The sequence below is a fragment of the Geobacillus lituanicus genome, assembly GCF_050994965.1.
GTDB lineage: Bacteria > Bacillota > Bacilli > Bacillales > Anoxybacillaceae > Geobacillus > Geobacillus stearothermophilus.
Genome location: NZ_CP194773.1, coordinates 1,044,687 through 1,061,234 on the forward strand (window position 1 = coordinate 1,044,687; position 16,548 = coordinate 1,061,234).

Genomic DNA, 16,548 nt, shown 5'->3' on the forward strand with positions numbered 1-16,548 from the left:
CAGAAAGATGTTTAAATTAAGCTATTTTCCATTCAGATATACTCTTATGGCCATTGCGTCTTATAAAGTAGCTGCTCTTAGGGGAGGGGGAATTGTCCCCTAAGAGCTTGATATAATAGGCACCGTAATGTTTTCTAGAAAGCAGATGATAGGCGTTGTGGTGGAACAGGTCGATTTCTCAAAATGGGAAACCTTATGATATCAATCCACTCCTAAACCAAAAACAGACAATGCCGAAAAAATCGCTATTTTCCATCGTTCCTCTAGGAAATTTAGGGTTGTTCTTCTGCTGCTTTGTGTTACATTGTTAAAACAACGCGGCCATTGATTTGACCTTTTTCCATCCGTTCAAATACTTCGTTAATTTTTTCTAATGGTACCGCTTCCACAATAGGGCGAACTTTTCCGCGTGCGGCGAAATCTAGAGCTTCTTGCATATCTTTTCGTGTACCGACGATCGAACCTTTTATCGTAACGCCATTTAATACAGTGTCAAAAATAGGAATCGGCAGTTCATCGTGAGGCAGTCCAACTATGACAAGGCAGCCGCCGCGTCGCACGGATTGATAAGCTTGTTCGAACGCTTTTTTCGTTACAGCAACGCTAATAGCCGCTTGTACTCCGCCTACTTTTTCACGAATGGCTGCTACAGGGTCTTCTTGCAATCCATTGATCGTAATATCAGCACCCAACTTTGCCGCAAGTTCTGCCTTTTCATCACTGATATCAACAGCAACAACATTTAATCCCATTGCCTTGGCATATTGAAGAGCAATATGGCCCAATCCCCCGATTCCATAAATAGCGACCCATTCGCCAGGCTTGGCATTTGAAACTTTTAATGCTTTATACGTTGTGACCCCAGCACAAAGAATAGGAGCAACTTGTACGGGATCGAGGTTTTTAGGAATTCGTGCGACATAATTGGCCGGGGCTTTGCAATATTCTGCATAACTGCCATCGACAGAGTATCCACCGTTTAATTGATGTGGACAAAGTGTTTCTTGACCGCTTAAACAATATTCACATTCACCGCATGCTGAGTATAACCATGGAATGCCAACACGGTCGCCAATTTGGATTGATTTCACTCCCTCACCGATCTCAACAACAATTCCTACCCCTTCATGACCAGGAATAAGTGGAAGTTTCGGTTTTACCGGCCAATCCCCATGAGCCGCATGCAAATCGGTATGGCAGACGCCACAAGCTTCAATTTTCACAAGCACTTCGCCATATCCTAGTTTTGGTTTCTCCACTTCTTCAATTTGAAGTTTTTGCTTGAATTTGTGAACAACGGCGGCTTTCATTTCTCACCATCTCCTTATAAAGTTTTTTGGTTTCGCCTACTATGAAACGCAAAAATCGTGCCAAGTAATAATGGTGAAGAAGAGGGGGGGGTGATAAAGTGAAAGAACATTTAAAACAAGCAAGTTCTCAATTTGAAAAGTCGACTTCCTCAGAATTTGCGAATAAACGGTTGGAAGAAATAAACATGCTTCAACAGCTCCTAAAGAGATTTGATAGGGGAAGCGTGCCAAGATTTCGTCCATTTTCTCCAAATGTTCGGCAATTTTGTTCGAAAATTCGAACTTATCAAATGAGTGTCCCAAAAGAGATAGGACACCTTTTCTTATTGCCGAATAACGCATGAACTCTCTGCTCGAAGATGATTGTGATGAGTGTTTGAATATTTGGAAAAAGGAAGAGGGGGAATGGAAAGAGAAGTATAAAATATTACCTCACCTTGATGAAAGGGGTCGAAAACATGCATAAACACTTGCCCATGGAAGAAGATGTGATGGATTTGCTCATTGGTGGTTTTTCCGGCGTGATGTTGGTCGCCATCATAACGGTTGTTTTTCTTTGGTGGAAGGACCGGCCGCGTCGTTCCGCATGGCATTGGATTTTTGCTCATTTTCTGCTGTTCTCTATTGCCGTCTACTTTGCATTGAGAGCAATCAAGTTTGATCTTACCCATGTGCAGGCATCTGAAGAAATCTCCCTCCTTCTTGGCAAGGCGGGGCTGGCGTGGGGAGTGGGGATGGTTTGTTTGTTGGTCGGCATTGTGAAACTTTCCAGACGATGACCACGATTTAGATCGGTATGATTGTAGAGAAACGCCAAGCTGCAAAAAAAAGCCATCCGCCTTTATCGACTGACGGTTCTGAGGGGCGGATGGCGTTTGCATGATCATTCGAATAAGGAGTTGCCTATGTTGTTTTTCGATTTCTTGGTATGGTCAGTGTTTTCCAGTTGTTTGCGTTCAGCTGTTTCGCGATATAGACGATTTGCCCGATATGATACGAATAATGGTACATTTGCCGCTCAATGGCTTCGATGACGGAATGGGGTTCGCCGCGGATCGTGACTGTCCGCAACAAATCCGTTTTCGCCGAAAGGGTGCGAAATGTGAGGGATAACGTCCGCTCTTTTATACGTAGCTTCCGATTTTTCCGTTTTTTCTCGCCCAATGCCATTGTTGCTTCAAGACTAATGAGCCCATGGCCAGCCATAATAGCGAGATGCCGAGAGCAGGAAAGAATACGGGCCATCCTTCATTCACTCCTTGCACGGCCCAAGAAAGAGGAGAAAAGCAGTTGAGAATATGAAACGCTGTCGGCAATACATTCGAAGATAGAAAAAATCCTGAGAAGATCAATAAATAATAAAGCAGCACCTCGGTAACCGCTCCCACTTGCTTTAAGCGAAGGGACAGCCCTAAAATCAACACGCCGATTCCCGTCATCCCGATGAGGCTGACGCCGCCAAATACGACGATCTCCGTTATCATGGATCCGATTCCCGAGAGAATTTCGGAAAATCCGATCATCAAAGCCGCACAAACGAAAAAGAGCGTCACCCACATGGACGATAACGCGATTTCAGCGATCACTACGCCGATCAAAATTTTCCATGGAGCAGTCTTGGTGGAAAGCACTTGCTCGGCGGTGCCGAGATATGCTTCTTCGATCACCGTGTTGCCGAGCTTCGAGATCAAATGAGCACTTAAGTACCAAAGGCTGAAACCGAATAGTTTGACCGTCGCTTCTTTTCCGGTCTGTATCGGGCTTGCGTACAGCGTGCCGAGAAAAAAGACAAATTTAATGATCAGCCCAACGGTAAAATCGAACCAATACCGACGATACTCTGCCCTTTTTTTCAAAAAGGACGCCCATACGACATTCAAAATTTGGGGGAACAACCGACTCACCTCCTTAGACGGATAGGTTGGAACGAACAGCGGCCAAAAAATGAGTTTCAAGGTCGGCTGGAGTTGAAAAATGTTCTTTCGTGCCGCTCCAAACGATTTTTCCGTCTTGGATAAAGACAAACTTATTTCCAACGGCGTGGGCAAAAGGAATGTCGTGGGTGGTGATGAGAACGGCTTTCCACCATTGGCTTTCTTCCGTTAACATGGTTCGGATATGATGCTGCGACTCAACATCAAGGCCAAGAGTCGGCTCATCAAGGAACAAAAACGGCGCTCCTTTCATTAAGGCGATCGCAAATGCCAGTTTTTGTTTCATCCCGCGTGAAAGGGTTTGGGTAAGACGCTCAGCGTATGGGGTTAGATTCAACACGGCCATCATTCGTTCGGCTCTTCGTTTTGCTTCAGCACGACTCCATTTGTTCAGCAAGCCGAAGTATAAGAGATTTTCCAAAACAGTTAAATAAGAATAGGAGTTGTCAGCTTCTTCAAATACGACCGCAATCGACTCGCGCGCTTCATCTGGATGGCGGACAACATCTACTCCATTGACATAGATGCTGCCGCTGTCTGGTGCAGTAAGCCCGATGATGCATCTTATTAAAGTAGTTTTTCCGGCTCCATTCGGCCCTAACAGAATAAGCCGATCCCCTTCAACCAGTTCGAGAGAGACATCATGTAATACTTGGCGGTTTGGCGGATAGATTTTGTTTACGTCTTGCACGGCAATCATTTTTTTCTACCCTTTCCATTTAATAAGCTAGGGTGGTCTTGAAAAATCTTGAGGACCACCCCAAAGGATTATTACCAACTCGCAGGGACTTGAGACGGAGCATGTTTTAGTATGTCGTCACTTGTAGGAATAGGAGGGACCACCGTAAGAGAACCATGTCCTTCCAGTCGATAGAAAAGCTCTGTAGAAATACTGGTGGAAAGTTCAATAGCTATATCAATTTTGCACCACATATTAAATGGTCTATGATTTTTTCCACCCATATTCTCTTTCCCCTTTAGTGTATTATACAAAAAAAACAAAAAAATGTAAATATTTAAAATTAACGTGACATTAGAAACCGATCAAAAATACACGCCAAGACAGGGATTCCGTGAGCTTGTGTAAAAAGAGGGGCGTTTTCCGTGAAGTCGTCGTCAACACCACGCTTTTTTGAGCAGTTTTACTCCAAGCTCAATATCCTCGAGCGACAAGCCGCTAAAACCGAGCTTGATCATGGGTCGGTCTGGCCGTTGGTTCACAAAATAGCGCGAAGTGGGATACACTTTTACCCCACACGATAGGGCGCGTTGAAGTAGCTGTTCTTCTGAACAATCGGAATGAACTTTGATTAACACGTATAAACCGGACTGTTCGCCAATAATGGAGATCATATCCCCAAATGCTTTTCGCAGTAGTGATGTTAAATGCTCCATTTTTCGTTTGTACACGAGGCGCATGCGTTTAATATGGCGGCCCCATTCCCCCTCCTCCATAAATTTGGCCATCGCCAATTGGCTGAGGATGGACGCAGTGCTTTCGAAAAGGCGAAACCGCTGCTGATAACGGTCCAAAAGCGACGGCGGCAACACCATGTAACTTAAGCGAATCCCGGGCAGAAACGATTTTGAGAAATTGCCCAGATAAATGACTCTTGACGAATCAATGGAGGAAAGAGCCGGAAACGGCTTTTGCGTGTAACGGAATTCGCTGTCGTAATCGTCCTCGATAATATAGCCATCGACGTTGTTCACCCATTGAATGAGCCTGTGCCGTTGCTGGATCGGCATGCTGACTCCCATCGGGCTTTGATGTGAAGGGGTGACATAGATGAGCCGCGATCGCCTGTTCTCGAGCGGTGAAAGATCGATGACGGTTTCGGAAACAGGCACCGTTTCCAGCTGAAAGCGGTGAAACAAAAACGCTTCTCTGGCGCCGTCATAACCAGGGTCTTCGACGATCACGCTGTTGAACTCATCTTTTAGAATATGGCCAAGGGAGAGAAGCATTTGCTGTGTGCTGCTTCCAATGATGATGGCGTTTGGCTCTGTGATCACCCCGCGGGATTCGAGAAGATAGATGGAGATTTGTTTGCGCAAGCATAATTCCCCAAACGGATCCCCATAGCAAAAACATCCTTTGGCTGCCAATACTTGATTGGAAATTCTTCTCCATGCTTTAACGGGGAAATGATCGGCATCGACGGTATCGGCGCGAAAATCGACAACAACGGACGTTGCTGCTTCCCTTGCCGATTGGCGTGCAGAAATGCGGGCTTTTGGAATGAAAAGAGGTTCCACTTCATTGGCAAAATACCCTTTTCGTTTTTCCGCGCGAATATATCCTTCCGCTACTAGCTGTTCGTAAGCCATTAAAGTTGTGTTCCGGCTGACATTTAATGATTCGGCGAGTTGGCGAATGGAAGGAAGCGGCTCATTAGCTCGAATGTCGCCTTGTTCAATCAATGATTTCAATTTTTCGTAGATTTGCTTGTATTTAGGCGAGCCGTCCTTCAAGTCAAAAATGATCGTCTTCATGTTCATCCTCCTGACATGTTTATTTTTTTGTTATTGTCACTTTTTTTATGTCAGTTTTGATTATATTATACATTGTGAACAATGGAATGCTGTAATTGAAAAGATGGGGGGAGAGGACTGATGTATATTCCGAAGTATTTTGTCATCAACGATATGTCTGTCGTCTATGAGGTGATCGAGGAGAACAGTTTTGCCACCTTGGTGTCGATGCATCAAGGGGAGCTGTTTGCCACCCATTTGCCGCTGTTGCTCGATCGAGAGAAAACGTGTTTGTACGGCCATTTTGCCCGTTCGAATCCGCAATGGAACGACATTCAACATCAGACGGTCTTGGCGATTTTCCACGGTCCGCATTGTTATATTTCTCCTTCTTGGTATGAAACGAACCAGGCGGTGCCAACATGGAATTATGTGGCCGTCCATGTGTATGGGAACGTGGAGTTGATCGACGATGAAGAAGAAATCATGCAGTCGCTGCACGATATGGTAGAAAAATACGAAGCACCGGGCAGCCGTTACCAGCTGTCAGAGGTCGATGCTAAGTTGCTTTCCAAGATGAGAAGCGGAATTCAAGCTTTTAAAATCCATATCGAGCGAATAGTGGGAAAAGCCAAATTAAGTCAAAACCATTCTGTACATCGGCAAGAGAGGATCATCAAGCAGCTCGAGCAAATGCCATTTGAAAACGAAAAGCAAATCGCTTTCTTGATGAAAAAGCAACAGCAGTGAAATAGAAAATGAAGGAGTGAGATGTGATGGATCTTGCGGCGATCGGTGTGTTTATAGTGGCAGCCACGGCGCTACTCATCGTCCCCGGACCGGCAGTATTGTACATCATGGCTAGGAGCATGAGCCAAGGAACGAAAGCAGGGGTTGTATCGGTGCTCGGCGTAGCTTTTGGGGGCGATATTTGTTGTTCTCGCCTTGCTGAATGACAGCTTGTATGCCATGTTGGCCGCGGGCATCCGCAAACGGCTGGCTGCCAAGAAAGGAAGTGTGAAGGTGATGAACCGGGTGGCGGGCTGTTGTTATATCTTGTTAGGACTATTCTCCGCCTTGGCGAACCCTTCGAAACCGTAAGGAAATGGAGGAGTGAATGATGACACGTTTTGTTGTTGAAGACGATGTTTGGGCCATATTTCCCCATGCCAAAATCGGTGTGGTCGTTGCCCAAGGGATTGACAACAGCATCAAGAATGCCAGTGTTTACGAACAAATGCTGCGGGAGGCGGAGAAAGAGGCGCGGAAATTCCTGGAGTTTGAAGAATTGAGCCGCAACCCCGTCATCGTTGTTTGGCGAGAGGCGTTTCACTAAACAAGAAAAGCGGATGGAGGCTTGCCTCATCCGCTTATCGATAATTCACAAACTGCACCTCAATCGGCAAATCGGCTTCGCGAATGGCGGCGATCACCTTTTGCAAGTCGTCTTTGCTTTTGCCGCTGACGCGGATTTGGTCGTCTTGCACTTGGCTTTTCACTTTCAAGCCGGTGTTCTTGATGATCGTGTTGATCTTTTTCGCATTCTCTTTGTCGATCCCTTGGACGAGCTTGGCGCGCTGGCGCACTGTGCCGCCTGCGGCCGGCTCGATTTTGCCGTATTGGATGTTTTTCGTCGCCACCCCGCGTTTAATGAGCTTGCCGATGAGCACATCTTTCAGTTGCTCAAGCTTAAACTCGTCGTCGGAGATGAGAACGAGCTCGTCTTTCTCGAGCGAAATATCGCTTTTGCTTCCTTTGAAGTCATAGCGCGTCTTGATTTCTTTCATGGCGATGTTGATGGCGTTCGCCACTTCCGCCAAATCGACTTTGGATACGATATCAAACGAACTTTCTTTCGACATACGTGACCTCCCGGGCGTGTGATGTACTTTCATTATAGAAAAAGGTGGGAGGAAAGACAACAATGACCAAAGGGGCAAGAAGGTTAGTTTCGTCCTTTATCCGGAAGAGGCCGGCATGTAGCACCATGCTGAAAGCGGGACTTGATGCAGGGGAACAATGTGAAAAAGGCGGTGTTTCGGCCGCCTTTTTTGTCATTTTGCTCACAAATGATCCGTCTTCTTCGAATACGCGAACTTCCCGGCTTCGCGGTTTTTTTCGCGCATCATGTTTTTCTCATGGCGCTTCGCTTGGTTGTCGCGCGCTTTTTTGTCATTGTCGCTCGTGTTTGGCATCGGTAGCCCTCCCTTGTTTCGATCGTCCATCATTAGTATGCGGCAAATGGAAATGAACTATATGGAAATAGGGGAAGGTAGTTTGTGGAAAGATAAATGGAGAATTTTTCTTCACAAATGGTTCGCCACAGAGTATAATTAAGTACAAAAATAGAGATAAATGTTTGTAATAGGGTAAATATAGGTGTTTAACGATCATTTTTTATCTAAAATGTTCGTAAAGGGGAATGAAAAATGAAACGAAAACCGTTTGTCCCCTTCAAGCTTCCTCTTAGCGAAGATGTCGTGAATCAAATGCGTTTTCTTCGCGAATTGATCGAAGCGAATAAGGCGATGGTTGAGTATCAAACGATGCTGCGGCATTCAAAGCTGCACCCGCGATTTCTGCTCAGACCGATCATGCTGAAGGAGGCGGTGCAGTCGACGAAAATTGAAGGGACACAAGTGACATTGGATGAAGTGATGGAGACTGAAGCACAAAGCAGAAAAGCGAACAGCGATGTGCGAGAAGCATTAAACTATTATGAAGCATTAGTCGCAGGGATGGATGCGCTGAAAGAGATCCCCATTTCGACTCGGTTGTTTAAGCAGTTGCATCGAATTTTGTTGTCAAACGATGTACGCGGATCCCATCGGTCGCCAGGGGAATTCCGAAGGGTGCAAAATTTCCTCGGTCCGGAAGGATGCACGATTGAAACCGCCACTTACATTCCTCCGGAGCCGCATCTTGTCAATGAGTATATGTCAAATTTAGAGAAATACATTCATGAACCGAACGATGATTATGATGAATTAGTGAGAGTAGCCATAATTCATGCGCAGTTCGAAACGATTCATCCGTTTCTGGACGGAAACGGTCGAATTGGAAGAATTTTGATTCCGCTCTATTTGTATAGTAAGGGTGTCATCGATTACCCGAACTTTTTTGTCAGCGATGTGCTTGAACGGGATAAGCACAAGTATTACCGCTATTTGAATGATACCCGCTACAAAGGCGACTGGACGCAATGGATTCAGTTTTTCTTGCAATGCGTCCATTTACAAGCGAAACAAAATGTTCGCTTGATTCAAAAAGTAAACAATTTGTATGAAGAAGATTTGGAAAAGGCAAGCGCGCTTGTGAACAGCCAGAATATTCGAACCGTTGTCAATGTCATGTTCCAGCACCCGATTTTTACTGCGAACATGATGGCGGCGTTGACCGGTTTGCCGGAAGCAACGGTTCGGCGCTATTTGAATCGGTTTGAGGAGCAGCAACTCATTTTCTCGGATGGCCGGATGCGGTCCAAAACGTACTACTACTACAACCTTCTTGATCAACTTCGGTAATGAGGGCAGGCGCCTGTGTTGGGCAGGCGCCTTTGTTTCGTCCGGCGGGAAAGATGTCAGATCTCAATATATTTGTTCAGAAAAAAGAGGGCAATCGTCCCCGGTCCGGCGTGGGCGCCGATGGTGCTGCCGATGTCGGAGAGGAAAAAGCGCGTGCAGCCGTGCGTTTCTTCGATCATTTGTTTCAGCTCCAAGGCCGTTTCTTCGTCATCGGCATGGCTGATGCCGATCGTTTGCTTTTGCAGATCATCGCCGCGCTCTCCCATCAACTCGACCATGCGCTTTAACACTTTTTTTCGCCCGCGCCATTTTTCGATTGGAATCAGCGCGCCGTCTTCGACATGGAGAAGCGGCTTGATGTTGAGCAAGCCCCCGAAGGCCGCCGCGGCTTTGCTGATGCGGCCGCCGCGCGCCAAGTAATCCAAGTTGTCAACGGTGAAAATGTGTTCCATATGGCGGCAATACGCCTCGATCGTTTCACAAAGCAAGTTGTACGGCGTGTTTTGCTTCGCCAGCTCGACCGCTTTCATGACGGCGAGCCCTTGGCCGAGCGAAGCGCATTTCGAGTCGATGATCGTCAGGCGAAACTCAGGGTATTCGTCAAGCAGTTCGCTGCGGACGGCCATGGCGGTCTGGTATGTACCGGATAATTTCGAGGAAAAGGCGATGTACACGCATGGCCGATTTTCTTTGGCGTACGGCAAAAACAGCTCCTTCATCGCCAGTGGGCTTGGCTGTGCCGTTTTCACCGTATGCCCTTGGCGCATGGCGTCATACACTTGTTTCGGCTCGATCGTCACCCCATCTTCGTAGTCTTGGCCGTTCCAATGGACGACAAGCGGCAAAAAGGCGATTTGATGCTCGCGGATGTACGACTGCGGCAAATCGGCTCCGCTGTCGGTGATGATTTGAATGGGCATGGTTCGTCCCCCTTTTTGTGAACAAAAATGAATATAGTATAGCTGCATCGAATGAACGGACGATTTTGGCCGGTGAACAGCGATTCATTATCTTCTCTTAGTGTAGCGGTTTTTAGCTCGGAATACAACGGAAAATCGGGAGCGGGCGAAAAAAAGAGCTGCGGGAAGCCCGCAGCGGTTATTGAGTGAGCTCATCAAGCTCGGCTTGAAATTGACGCAACTGCGCTTTTTCCGCCGTGTTGGAATGCGCATAGGCAGATGACAAGGCGTTTTTGGCGATGGCAATGGCGCGGTCGACGTTCATGTCGATTTCGCCGTTAGCCGCTTGTTTGGCCTGCGCGACCGCTTTGCGCGCCTCTTGGAACAGGCGGTTGCCCATCGCTACGCTCCTCCAAGCGACGTTTCCATCGCTTTTTCCGCTTTGCGCGCTTCCGCCTCGGCGTACGTTAAATGATAAGGGATTCGCTTGTCATGCCGTTCAACCGCATCGACGCTTTGTTGGACGAAACGCTTCGATTTGTTTCGTTTGCCCATGACGGATTCCCCCTTTAAAATATGAAGACGCGCGTTGCGTCACGTATAGTGTAACCGCACGGGGGGAACAGTAGTAAGGAAATTCGTTACAACACAAGTCGCTCTACAAAGCGGCAAGGCGGTTGGAGCAAGGTGAAAAGAGAAGCATCAGCCAGCGTTTAGATTGTAGGAAGCAGATAAGGCTGGTGATGGAACGCGGAAAACGCTCCAGCAAAGCGTTCGCCAACGGAGCAGCATCGAAACAGTTCTTTTTTCTGTTCATGAACATTTTGGAGAAACGCGCTTTTTCATCCATCTTAATGGACGGCGCCAAAAAAGGCGGCTCGGAAGCCGCCGCGATGGAAACTACAAACGAAGCAAATCCTGCAAATATGCACCGACGCCGTCTTCTTCATTGGTTTTTGCCACATCGTCGGCAATGGTTTTCAACGGTTCGATGGCGTTGCCCATCGCAACACCGAGGCCGGCCCAGTCGATCATCTCGAGGTCGTTGTCTTCATCGCCAAAAGCAATGACGCGCTCCCTTGGGATGCCGAAATAGTCGGCGACTTGTTTTAAGCCTGCAGCCTTATGGACGCCATGGCGGATGATTTCAATGACATGCCACGGTTCGCTCCAGCGCCGTTGGTGGATGACGTTGGCGTACACATTCGCTAAGTGTGATTGAATCCGCTCGATATGATCATCGTCCGTGTACACGAGCACGCTCGTCGGATCTTTGCCGAGCGAGCGGCGCAAATCACCGATTTCCACGGTCGGGTTGCCAAGGCGGACGATGTCAAGCAACACCTCGTCATGTTGGTGGAAATAGACATCGTCTAACACTTCGGCCATCATATTCTTGATTCCATAGGATTCGCTGATTTCAACAATGTCTTTGACGATCGCAAGCGGCAACGGGTAATGGTGCATGCCCCACGACGGCTGGCGCGGATGGTGGACAAACGCGCCGTTGAAATTGACGATCGGCGTTGCAAGGCCAAGTTCTTCGTAGTACATGGAGCTTGCCCGGTACGGGCGGCCGGTGGCGATGACAACAAAATGGCCGGCGTCGATGGCGCGGCGGATGACGTCTTTGGTAAATGGAGAAATCGTTTTATCCCCTTTGAGCAACGTTCCATCCAAATCCAACGCGATTAAATACGGCTTCATGTCCGACTCCTTTGCCCTCGTTATTCTTTACACTACATAGTGTAACTCTTTTCCAAAATCGCTGTCCATATGGTAAACTATACAGCGATGAAAAAAGAAAAGGGGTTTGTGCAACCATGGTGATCATTGAACAGGAACAGTTGGCCGGCGTGCCGGTTCTTCACGTTGTCAAGCCGGAAAAGCGGGACGAACGGCTGCCGCAGATTTTCTTTATCCACGGCTTTACGAGCGCCAAAGAACATAATTTGCATTTCGGCTACTTGCTCGCCGAGGCGGGCTACCGCGCTGTGCTTCCCGACGCGCTGTTTCACGGCGAGCGGGACGAAGGCTTGAGCGAACGGAAATTGCAGCTGTCGTTTTGGGACATTGTCGTGCGCACGATCACCGAAATCGAGGAGATGAAAAACGACCTTGTCAGCCGCGGATTGGCGGATCCCGAACGGATTGGGCTCGCTGGGACATCGATGGGCGGAATCGTCACGTTCGGCGCGCTCGCCGTCTATCCGTGGGTGAGGGCGGCGGTGGCGCTCATGGGTTGCCCGAACTACAGCGCCTTTTTTGATGAGATGATTGAAGAAGGAAAGCGGCGCCAAATCGACATTCCGCTGCCGCCGACGCTGCTTGCGCTCGAAAAAGAAAAGCTCGCCCGCTACGATTTATCCAAGCAGCCGGAAAAACTCGACGGCCGGCCGCTGTTCATCTGGCACGGGAAAGCCGACCAAGTCGTCCCGTATGCTTATACATATGAGTTTTACAAGCAAATTAAACCACTTTATGAAGGAAACGAAGACCGGCTGCAATTCATCGCCGACCCGCACGCCGGCCATAAAGTGACGCGTGAAGCGTTTTTGGAGACGGTGCGCTGGTTTCGCGAGCATGTGTAAGCAAAATCGGCAATGAGGAAACGAACATGTTTGTGGTCAGCTAAAGCGTGCTTCACAAGAGGGAATCCGCCTTTTAAAAACAAAAAAGGCGGATTTTTCGTTTGAGCACATTTTTTATTCAAATAACGGATGGATGACCGGGTGTTTTCGCCGACCGAACAGTTGGATCGGATTGCCGCGGGAGGGGCGATGAAGCGGGAAGCCCTCGATTGGCGAGGATTTCCCCGGTGGATTCGATATGTCGGATACATCGCCTTCGCCTTTTTTGTCATCGTTCCTTTGATGGCATGGTTGTGGAACGTGTTGCTTGAATAGCCGATCAAACGCCAACCGGAGGCGGGTCTCATGGAGGAGAAAAACAAACGACACGGAAATGCCCGTTGTGTTCCGTGTCGTTTTGTTTGCGCTCTGTTGTTAATCCTCCATCCCTAAAGCGTACAAGTAATGGCGCAAGCTTTCTTCGACACATGCGGCGATCAGTTGAATGAACGGAGTGACCTCACCTTTGACGCTCGCTTTTTCCAACGCTTCGTAATACTTCCGGCGCTGTTCCGGGTTTGCTTTCACAATAGCGGGCGGATAGCCATGCTGCATGAAAATGAAATTCATCATTAAGCGGGCGGTTCGTCCGTTTCCGTCAGCAAATGGATGAATAGATAGATGCAACAAAGAAGTTTAACATATCCTTGACAGAAAAGTGGTTTGCCCATTTTCGACTGTCGAAGGCAAGCGATGGCTCTCGTTTTTTCTATTATGATACAAAAATAAAGGGCGGGGAGTGTTCAGCAGTTGCAGAACAATGAAACAACCGCCCGCCCAACACGGGCGAACGGCGAAAAGGGGATGGAAAAGTGGACCGTTTCAGGAAAAATGCCCAAGCTGCCGGAGCGCTTCTTCGCTCATCCGCTCGGGCGTCCATGGCGGGTTCCATGTCACTTGGACGCGCACGTCACGGATGCCGTCAATGTGCTCAAGCGCCCGTTTGACGCCGCCGGCGATCGAGTCGTGAAGCGGGCAGCCGGGGGTCGTGAGCGTCATCAGGACATTGATATGCCCATCTTCGATTTTTAAGTCATAAATCAACCCTAAATCGACGACGTTAATGCCGAGCTCCGGATCAAGGACCGTTTTCAGCTGTTGAATGGCAAGTTCGCGGACATCCATCGTTCTTTTCCTCCTCATTCGCTTATTTTCGGAAGACCATTAAAATCGTTCCGGCAAAAGCAACGCTTAATCCAGCCAGCAGCGTTTGAGCGACGGCCAACAGCGGCACGCTCGCGACAGCCAGCGCCACGGCCGCCAGCGCGAGGGCGATGAGCCATAGGCGGCATTGGACGGTGACGGCTCGCTCATTCATCATTTGTTTTAACGTCGGCACGTTTTGTTGGCCGACTTTTTCGCTGTAGCGATGCGTCCACCATAAAAACGGCACGATTTTGAACAAATAGCCGACGATGCTGAAGAGAATCCAGCCGACAATGAATAGATAAACAATGATGCCAAGCAGCCGTCCGCTGCCGACGACGATGGCGACAAAGGCGGCAACGTGCAGTCCAAGACCGATGACGATGGCCGAAAGCGAAAAGCGGAACGGGCGGTCAAGCGTTTTTTTCATCCGCTTTTGCAAAATGGCGCGGATATGCCAGGCGAAAACAATGAATCCGCTCATGAGCAAGGCTGCACCGGCTGCAAGCCATGCGTGGCTTCGCAAGAATAAGCTGGCGAACGCCACCGCAATCCCGCTGATGTACAGCGCATAGACGTAACGCGCCGGCCGCAGCGAAAAGCCGTGGGCGAGCGAGAACATCGGCGCCATTTTGTACGAAAAGCCTATGATGAGCAGTGTGAACCAGCCGCACAGCCCGAACAGCACATGCAAGCCGAACACCGTTTCATGACTGTTGGCGCCTGTGGCGGCGAAAAAGTGAAAGGCAAGCAGCCCTCCGGCGGCGCCCGTCAGCAGCAAAAACAACAAGGAAGTCGCGACAAACAGCGTCATGATCGTTTTGTTTTTTTGTTGTTTTAATGTCATTGCCATTTGCCAGACAAACAGCACGATGCCGAACAGCAGAAGCAAGCCAGGGAGAAACGCTTGGTTTGGCGTAAACGCTAAACTGGCGGCAAAGGCGACGATGCCGAGAGCGGTGATCGCAAACTGCCAAAAACCGAGCTGCTCGCTCCAAATCGGCGTCAAAAAGGCGACCGGAACGAGCTGGTACATCGCCCCCATGGCCGTCATCAATGCAAAGCCAAGCAACGCCAGGTGGGCCGCCGCCCACACGAACGGCAGCCGGAACGCGCCGCTGCTAAGTGAGGGAATCGCTCCAAGCAACATAAGCTGCGACGCGGCGAACGCCAACACGGCGAACATGATAAACGAGAACGGAAGACGGACGTCTGTTTCCGTCCCCGTGCGAGTAGGAAACACGTTGCTCATCCTTTCGTAATGCGGATTTCAAAACTGCCGTCTTCGCGTGCGACCGTCTCGTGCCGGTAGCCAAGCTCGTCAAGCTGCTCGTACAAAAACATCGGGCGGCGGTCGTTAATGATCGTCAGCGTCTCCCCAGGATTCAGCTTCGCGAGGGCAGCGAGCGTCCGCATCATCGGCTGCGGCGGCTCGAGTCCGCGGTTATCGAGGATCATCGGTCATCCCCCCTGCTTCACAAACGTTACTTTCCAATGTTTTTTTTCGATTTGTTCGGCCTCGTACGTAAATCCTTTCGTTTTCATAATCGGAAACAGCGGCAGCGGCTTGAACGGAGCGTGCAAAATGAACGTATCGCCCGGTTTGAGCGGCTTAATGGCGTTCATAATTTTTTCAAACGGCTCACGTTTCTGCCGCAAATCTTCGCGCACATCGAGTTCAATTGTGACAGCCATGTGCACTCCTCCTTTTTGACTATTATGATAATCATTTTCAATGTTTGATGTTGTGATATGGCTCACACATGGACGTTAGAAAAAGATTTCTTTTTCCAATCCTTCCTGGTCGATCAAATAAAAGCCGTGTTCGTCGACATTGATCAACCCTTTCCGTTTCAGCTGGCTCAACGTGCGGCTCACTGTTTCCCGGGCGGTGCCGATCATGTTGGCCAGCTCGCGGTTCGTCACATGGGCGGTGAGCCGATGCCATTTCCCTTGCTTGACGGCGTTCGTGCGCGTCAACCGCAATAAGAGAAGAACGATTTGTTCGTACGTATTATGGAGCACTTGCGCCTCAAGCCGGTTTTGCAAGTCGACGATTTTTTCGCCCATGACGCGGAACAGTTTTATGCAAAGTTCAGGGCTCGCCATCAGCACTTGTTCGAAATCGTGGATTGGGATCGCGATCAATGTCGCTTCCTCGACCACTTCGGCGTGGGCCGGATAGGTGCCTTTTAAGAAAAAGCCGGCATGCGGAAACATTTCTCCCGTCTGCAAAATCGAAACGATTTGTTCTTTCCCGCTGAAGTCCGTTTTATAAATTTTCACCGTGCCGGAATGAATGAAATAGACACGTTCTAACGGGTCGCCTTGCATAAAGACAAACGTCCGTGGTTTGTAGACACGCACATGGGAAATGGCGACAAGCGAGTCGAGCTCGTAATCGGACAGTTCACGAAACAACGGAACAGCTTTTAAGCGGTCTTTCATCCAATGGTTCGCCATGGCGTTCTCTCCTTTGGAAATGTGACAAACGTGTGACAGCTGCCAACGGAACATCAATGCTTTTCTCTTTTTGAACATCTGCGCCGTTTGGCCTTTTCTGCCTTCATTGTATACATTCTCACGCCATAAAGCTGTGATATAAATCATAACGGACATTTGCCCCGGCT

At 48.8% G+C, this 16,548-nt stretch carries 20 protein-coding genes and 4 pseudogenes; 7 read left to right on the plus strand and 17 right to left on the minus strand.

Going from position 1 to position 16,548, the window contains the following annotated elements:
- Positions 1-299: 299 nt before the first annotated feature.
- The gene (gene adhP / locus ACR1UW_RS05245; RefSeq protein WP_011230234.1) at positions 300-1,310 is read right to left on the minus strand and encodes an alcohol dehydrogenase AdhP; all 1,011 of its coding nucleotides are present in this window, start codon (positions 1,308-1,310) and stop codon (positions 300-302) included.
- Positions 1,311-1,408: 98 nt separating this feature from the next.
- Here adhP and ACR1UW_RS05250 point away from each other — a divergent pair, with 98 nt between their 5' ends.
- Both ACR1UW_RS05250 and ACR1UW_RS05255 read left to right on the plus strand, forming a co-directional pair.
- Positions 1,409-1,654, plus strand: coding sequence for a phospholipase D-like domain-containing protein (locus tag ACR1UW_RS05250; protein ID WP_128082655.1), 246 nt, complete (start codon positions 1,409-1,411; stop codon positions 1,652-1,654).
- 114 nt (positions 1,655-1,768) lie between these two features.
- Positions 1,769-2,089, plus strand: coding sequence for a hypothetical protein (locus tag ACR1UW_RS05255; RefSeq protein WP_289643714.1), 321 nt, complete (start codon positions 1,769-1,771; stop codon positions 2,087-2,089).
- 124 nt (positions 2,090-2,213) lie between these two features.
- Here ACR1UW_RS05255 and ACR1UW_RS05260 read toward each other — a convergent pair.
- The 4 genes and pseudogenes from ACR1UW_RS05260 to pdxR all read right to left on the minus strand — a co-directional run.
- Positions 2,214-2,432 (minus strand): annotated as a pseudogene (locus ACR1UW_RS05260) (DUF1572 family protein); the annotation flags it as partial.
- Between the two features lie 2 nt (positions 2,433-2,434).
- Complete coding sequence (locus tag ACR1UW_RS05265; RefSeq protein ID WP_232721981.1) at positions 2,435-3,214, minus strand: ABC transporter permease; 780 nt, start codon at positions 3,212-3,214, stop codon at positions 2,435-2,437.
- Between the two features lie 4 nt (positions 3,215-3,218).
- Positions 3,219-3,944: an ABC transporter ATP-binding protein gene (locus ACR1UW_RS05270; RefSeq protein WP_289643718.1), complete on the minus strand. Its 726-nt coding sequence runs from the start codon at positions 3,942-3,944 to the stop codon at positions 3,219-3,221.
- Positions 3,945-4,360: 416 nt separating this feature from the next.
- Positions 4,361-5,740: an aminotransferase-like domain-containing protein gene (pdxR, locus tag ACR1UW_RS05275; RefSeq protein ID WP_498934791.1), complete on the minus strand. Its 1,380-nt coding sequence runs from the start codon at positions 5,738-5,740 to the stop codon at positions 4,361-4,363.
- A gap of 120 nt (positions 5,741-5,860) precedes the next feature.
- Here pdxR and ACR1UW_RS05280 point away from each other — a divergent pair, with 120 nt between their 5' ends.
- The 3 genes and pseudogenes from ACR1UW_RS05280 to ACR1UW_RS05290 form a co-directional block, all read left to right on the plus strand.
- A complete protein-coding gene (locus ACR1UW_RS05280) occupies positions 5,861-6,469 on the plus strand; it encodes an FMN-binding negative transcriptional regulator (RefSeq protein WP_498934793.1) in 609 nt (202 codons plus the stop codon).
- A 26-nt stretch (positions 6,470-6,495) separates the two neighbouring features.
- Positions 6,496-6,820: pseudogene (locus ACR1UW_RS05285) on the plus strand (hypothetical protein).
- A gap of 19 nt (positions 6,821-6,839) precedes the next feature.
- Positions 6,840-7,049, plus strand: a pseudogene (locus tag ACR1UW_RS05290) (B3/B4 domain-containing protein); the annotation flags it as partial.
- 40 nt (positions 7,050-7,089) lie between these two features.
- On the opposite strand, the gene ACR1UW_RS05295 reads toward ACR1UW_RS05290, so the two are convergent.
- Together ACR1UW_RS05295 and ACR1UW_RS05300 are read right to left on the minus strand one after the other, a co-directional pair.
- A complete protein-coding gene (locus ACR1UW_RS05295) occupies positions 7,090-7,581 on the minus strand; it encodes a YajQ family cyclic di-GMP-binding protein (protein ID WP_055357917.1) in 492 nt (163 codons plus the stop codon).
- Positions 7,582-7,782: 201 nt separating this feature from the next.
- Positions 7,783-7,914 carry a DUF3941 domain-containing protein gene (locus ACR1UW_RS05300; protein WP_008879040.1) on the minus strand — a complete coding sequence of 44 codons (132 nt, stop codon included), beginning with the start codon at positions 7,912-7,914 and terminating at the stop codon, positions 7,783-7,785.
- A 234-nt stretch (positions 7,915-8,148) separates the two neighbouring features.
- Here ACR1UW_RS05300 and ACR1UW_RS05305 point away from each other — a divergent pair, with 234 nt between their 5' ends.
- The gene (locus tag ACR1UW_RS05305) at positions 8,149-9,243 is read left to right on the plus strand and encodes a Fic family protein (RefSeq protein WP_498934795.1); all 1,095 of its coding nucleotides are present in this window, start codon (positions 8,149-8,151) and stop codon (positions 9,241-9,243) included.
- Positions 9,244-9,299: 56 nt separating this feature from the next.
- Here the strand turns inward: ACR1UW_RS05305 and ACR1UW_RS05310 are convergent, their stop codons facing one another.
- The 4 genes from ACR1UW_RS05310 to ACR1UW_RS05325 all read right to left on the minus strand — a co-directional run bounded on the left by ACR1UW_RS05310 (position 9,300) and on the right by ACR1UW_RS05325 (position 11,849).
- A complete protein-coding gene (locus tag ACR1UW_RS05310; protein ID WP_498934797.1) occupies positions 9,300-10,163 on the minus strand; it encodes a DegV family protein in 864 nt (287 codons plus the stop codon).
- A gap of 178 nt (positions 10,164-10,341) precedes the next feature.
- On the minus strand, positions 10,342-10,542 hold the full coding sequence (locus tag ACR1UW_RS05315; protein ID WP_033024857.1) for a DUF3813 domain-containing protein: 201 nt from the start codon (positions 10,540-10,542) through the stop codon (positions 10,342-10,344).
- Between the two features lie 2 nt (positions 10,543-10,544).
- A complete protein-coding gene (locus ACR1UW_RS05320) occupies positions 10,545-10,697 on the minus strand; it encodes a hypothetical protein (RefSeq protein WP_011230248.1) in 153 nt (50 codons plus the stop codon).
- Positions 10,698-11,042: 345 nt separating this feature from the next.
- Positions 11,043-11,849 (minus strand): Cof-type HAD-IIB family hydrolase, encoded by an 807-nt coding sequence (locus ACR1UW_RS05325; protein ID WP_044743368.1) that lies wholly within the window; start codon positions 11,847-11,849, stop codon positions 11,043-11,045.
- A 116-nt stretch (positions 11,850-11,965) separates the two neighbouring features.
- Between ACR1UW_RS05325 and ACR1UW_RS05330 the strand changes: the two genes are divergently transcribed.
- A complete protein-coding gene (locus ACR1UW_RS05330; RefSeq protein WP_498934800.1) occupies positions 11,966-12,733 on the plus strand; it encodes an alpha/beta hydrolase family protein in 768 nt (255 codons plus the stop codon).
- Positions 12,734-13,147: 414 nt separating this feature from the next.
- Here the strand turns inward: ACR1UW_RS05330 and ACR1UW_RS05335 are convergent.
- The 6 genes and pseudogenes from ACR1UW_RS05335 to ACR1UW_RS05360 all read right to left on the minus strand — a co-directional run.
- Positions 13,148-13,387: pseudogene (locus ACR1UW_RS05335) on the minus strand (Fic family protein); the annotation flags it as partial.
- A 207-nt stretch (positions 13,388-13,594) separates the two neighbouring features.
- Positions 13,595-13,897, minus strand: a complete 303-nt coding sequence (locus tag ACR1UW_RS05340) for a metal-sulfur cluster assembly factor (protein ID WP_011230255.1) — start codon at positions 13,895-13,897, stop codon at positions 13,595-13,597.
- A gap of 22 nt (positions 13,898-13,919) precedes the next feature.
- Positions 13,920-15,170 (minus strand): hypothetical protein, encoded by a 1,251-nt coding sequence (locus tag ACR1UW_RS05345; protein ID WP_050368332.1) that lies wholly within the window; start codon positions 15,168-15,170, stop codon positions 13,920-13,922.
- Positions 15,167-15,376, minus strand: coding sequence for a DUF2249 domain-containing protein (locus ACR1UW_RS05350; RefSeq protein ID WP_013146125.1), 210 nt, complete (start codon positions 15,374-15,376; stop codon positions 15,167-15,169). The genes ACR1UW_RS05345 and ACR1UW_RS05350 overlap by 4 nt, the downstream gene beginning before the upstream one ends.
- A 3-nt stretch (positions 15,377-15,379) precedes the next feature.
- The gene (locus ACR1UW_RS05355) at positions 15,380-15,613 is read right to left on the minus strand and encodes a DUF2249 domain-containing protein (RefSeq protein ID WP_050368333.1); all 234 of its coding nucleotides are present in this window, start codon (positions 15,611-15,613) and stop codon (positions 15,380-15,382) included.
- A gap of 75 nt (positions 15,614-15,688) precedes the next feature.
- Positions 15,689-16,381 (minus strand): Crp/Fnr family transcriptional regulator, encoded by a 693-nt coding sequence (locus ACR1UW_RS05360; protein WP_050368334.1) that lies wholly within the window; start codon positions 16,379-16,381, stop codon positions 15,689-15,691.
- Between the last annotated feature and the right edge of the window lie 167 nt (positions 16,382-16,548).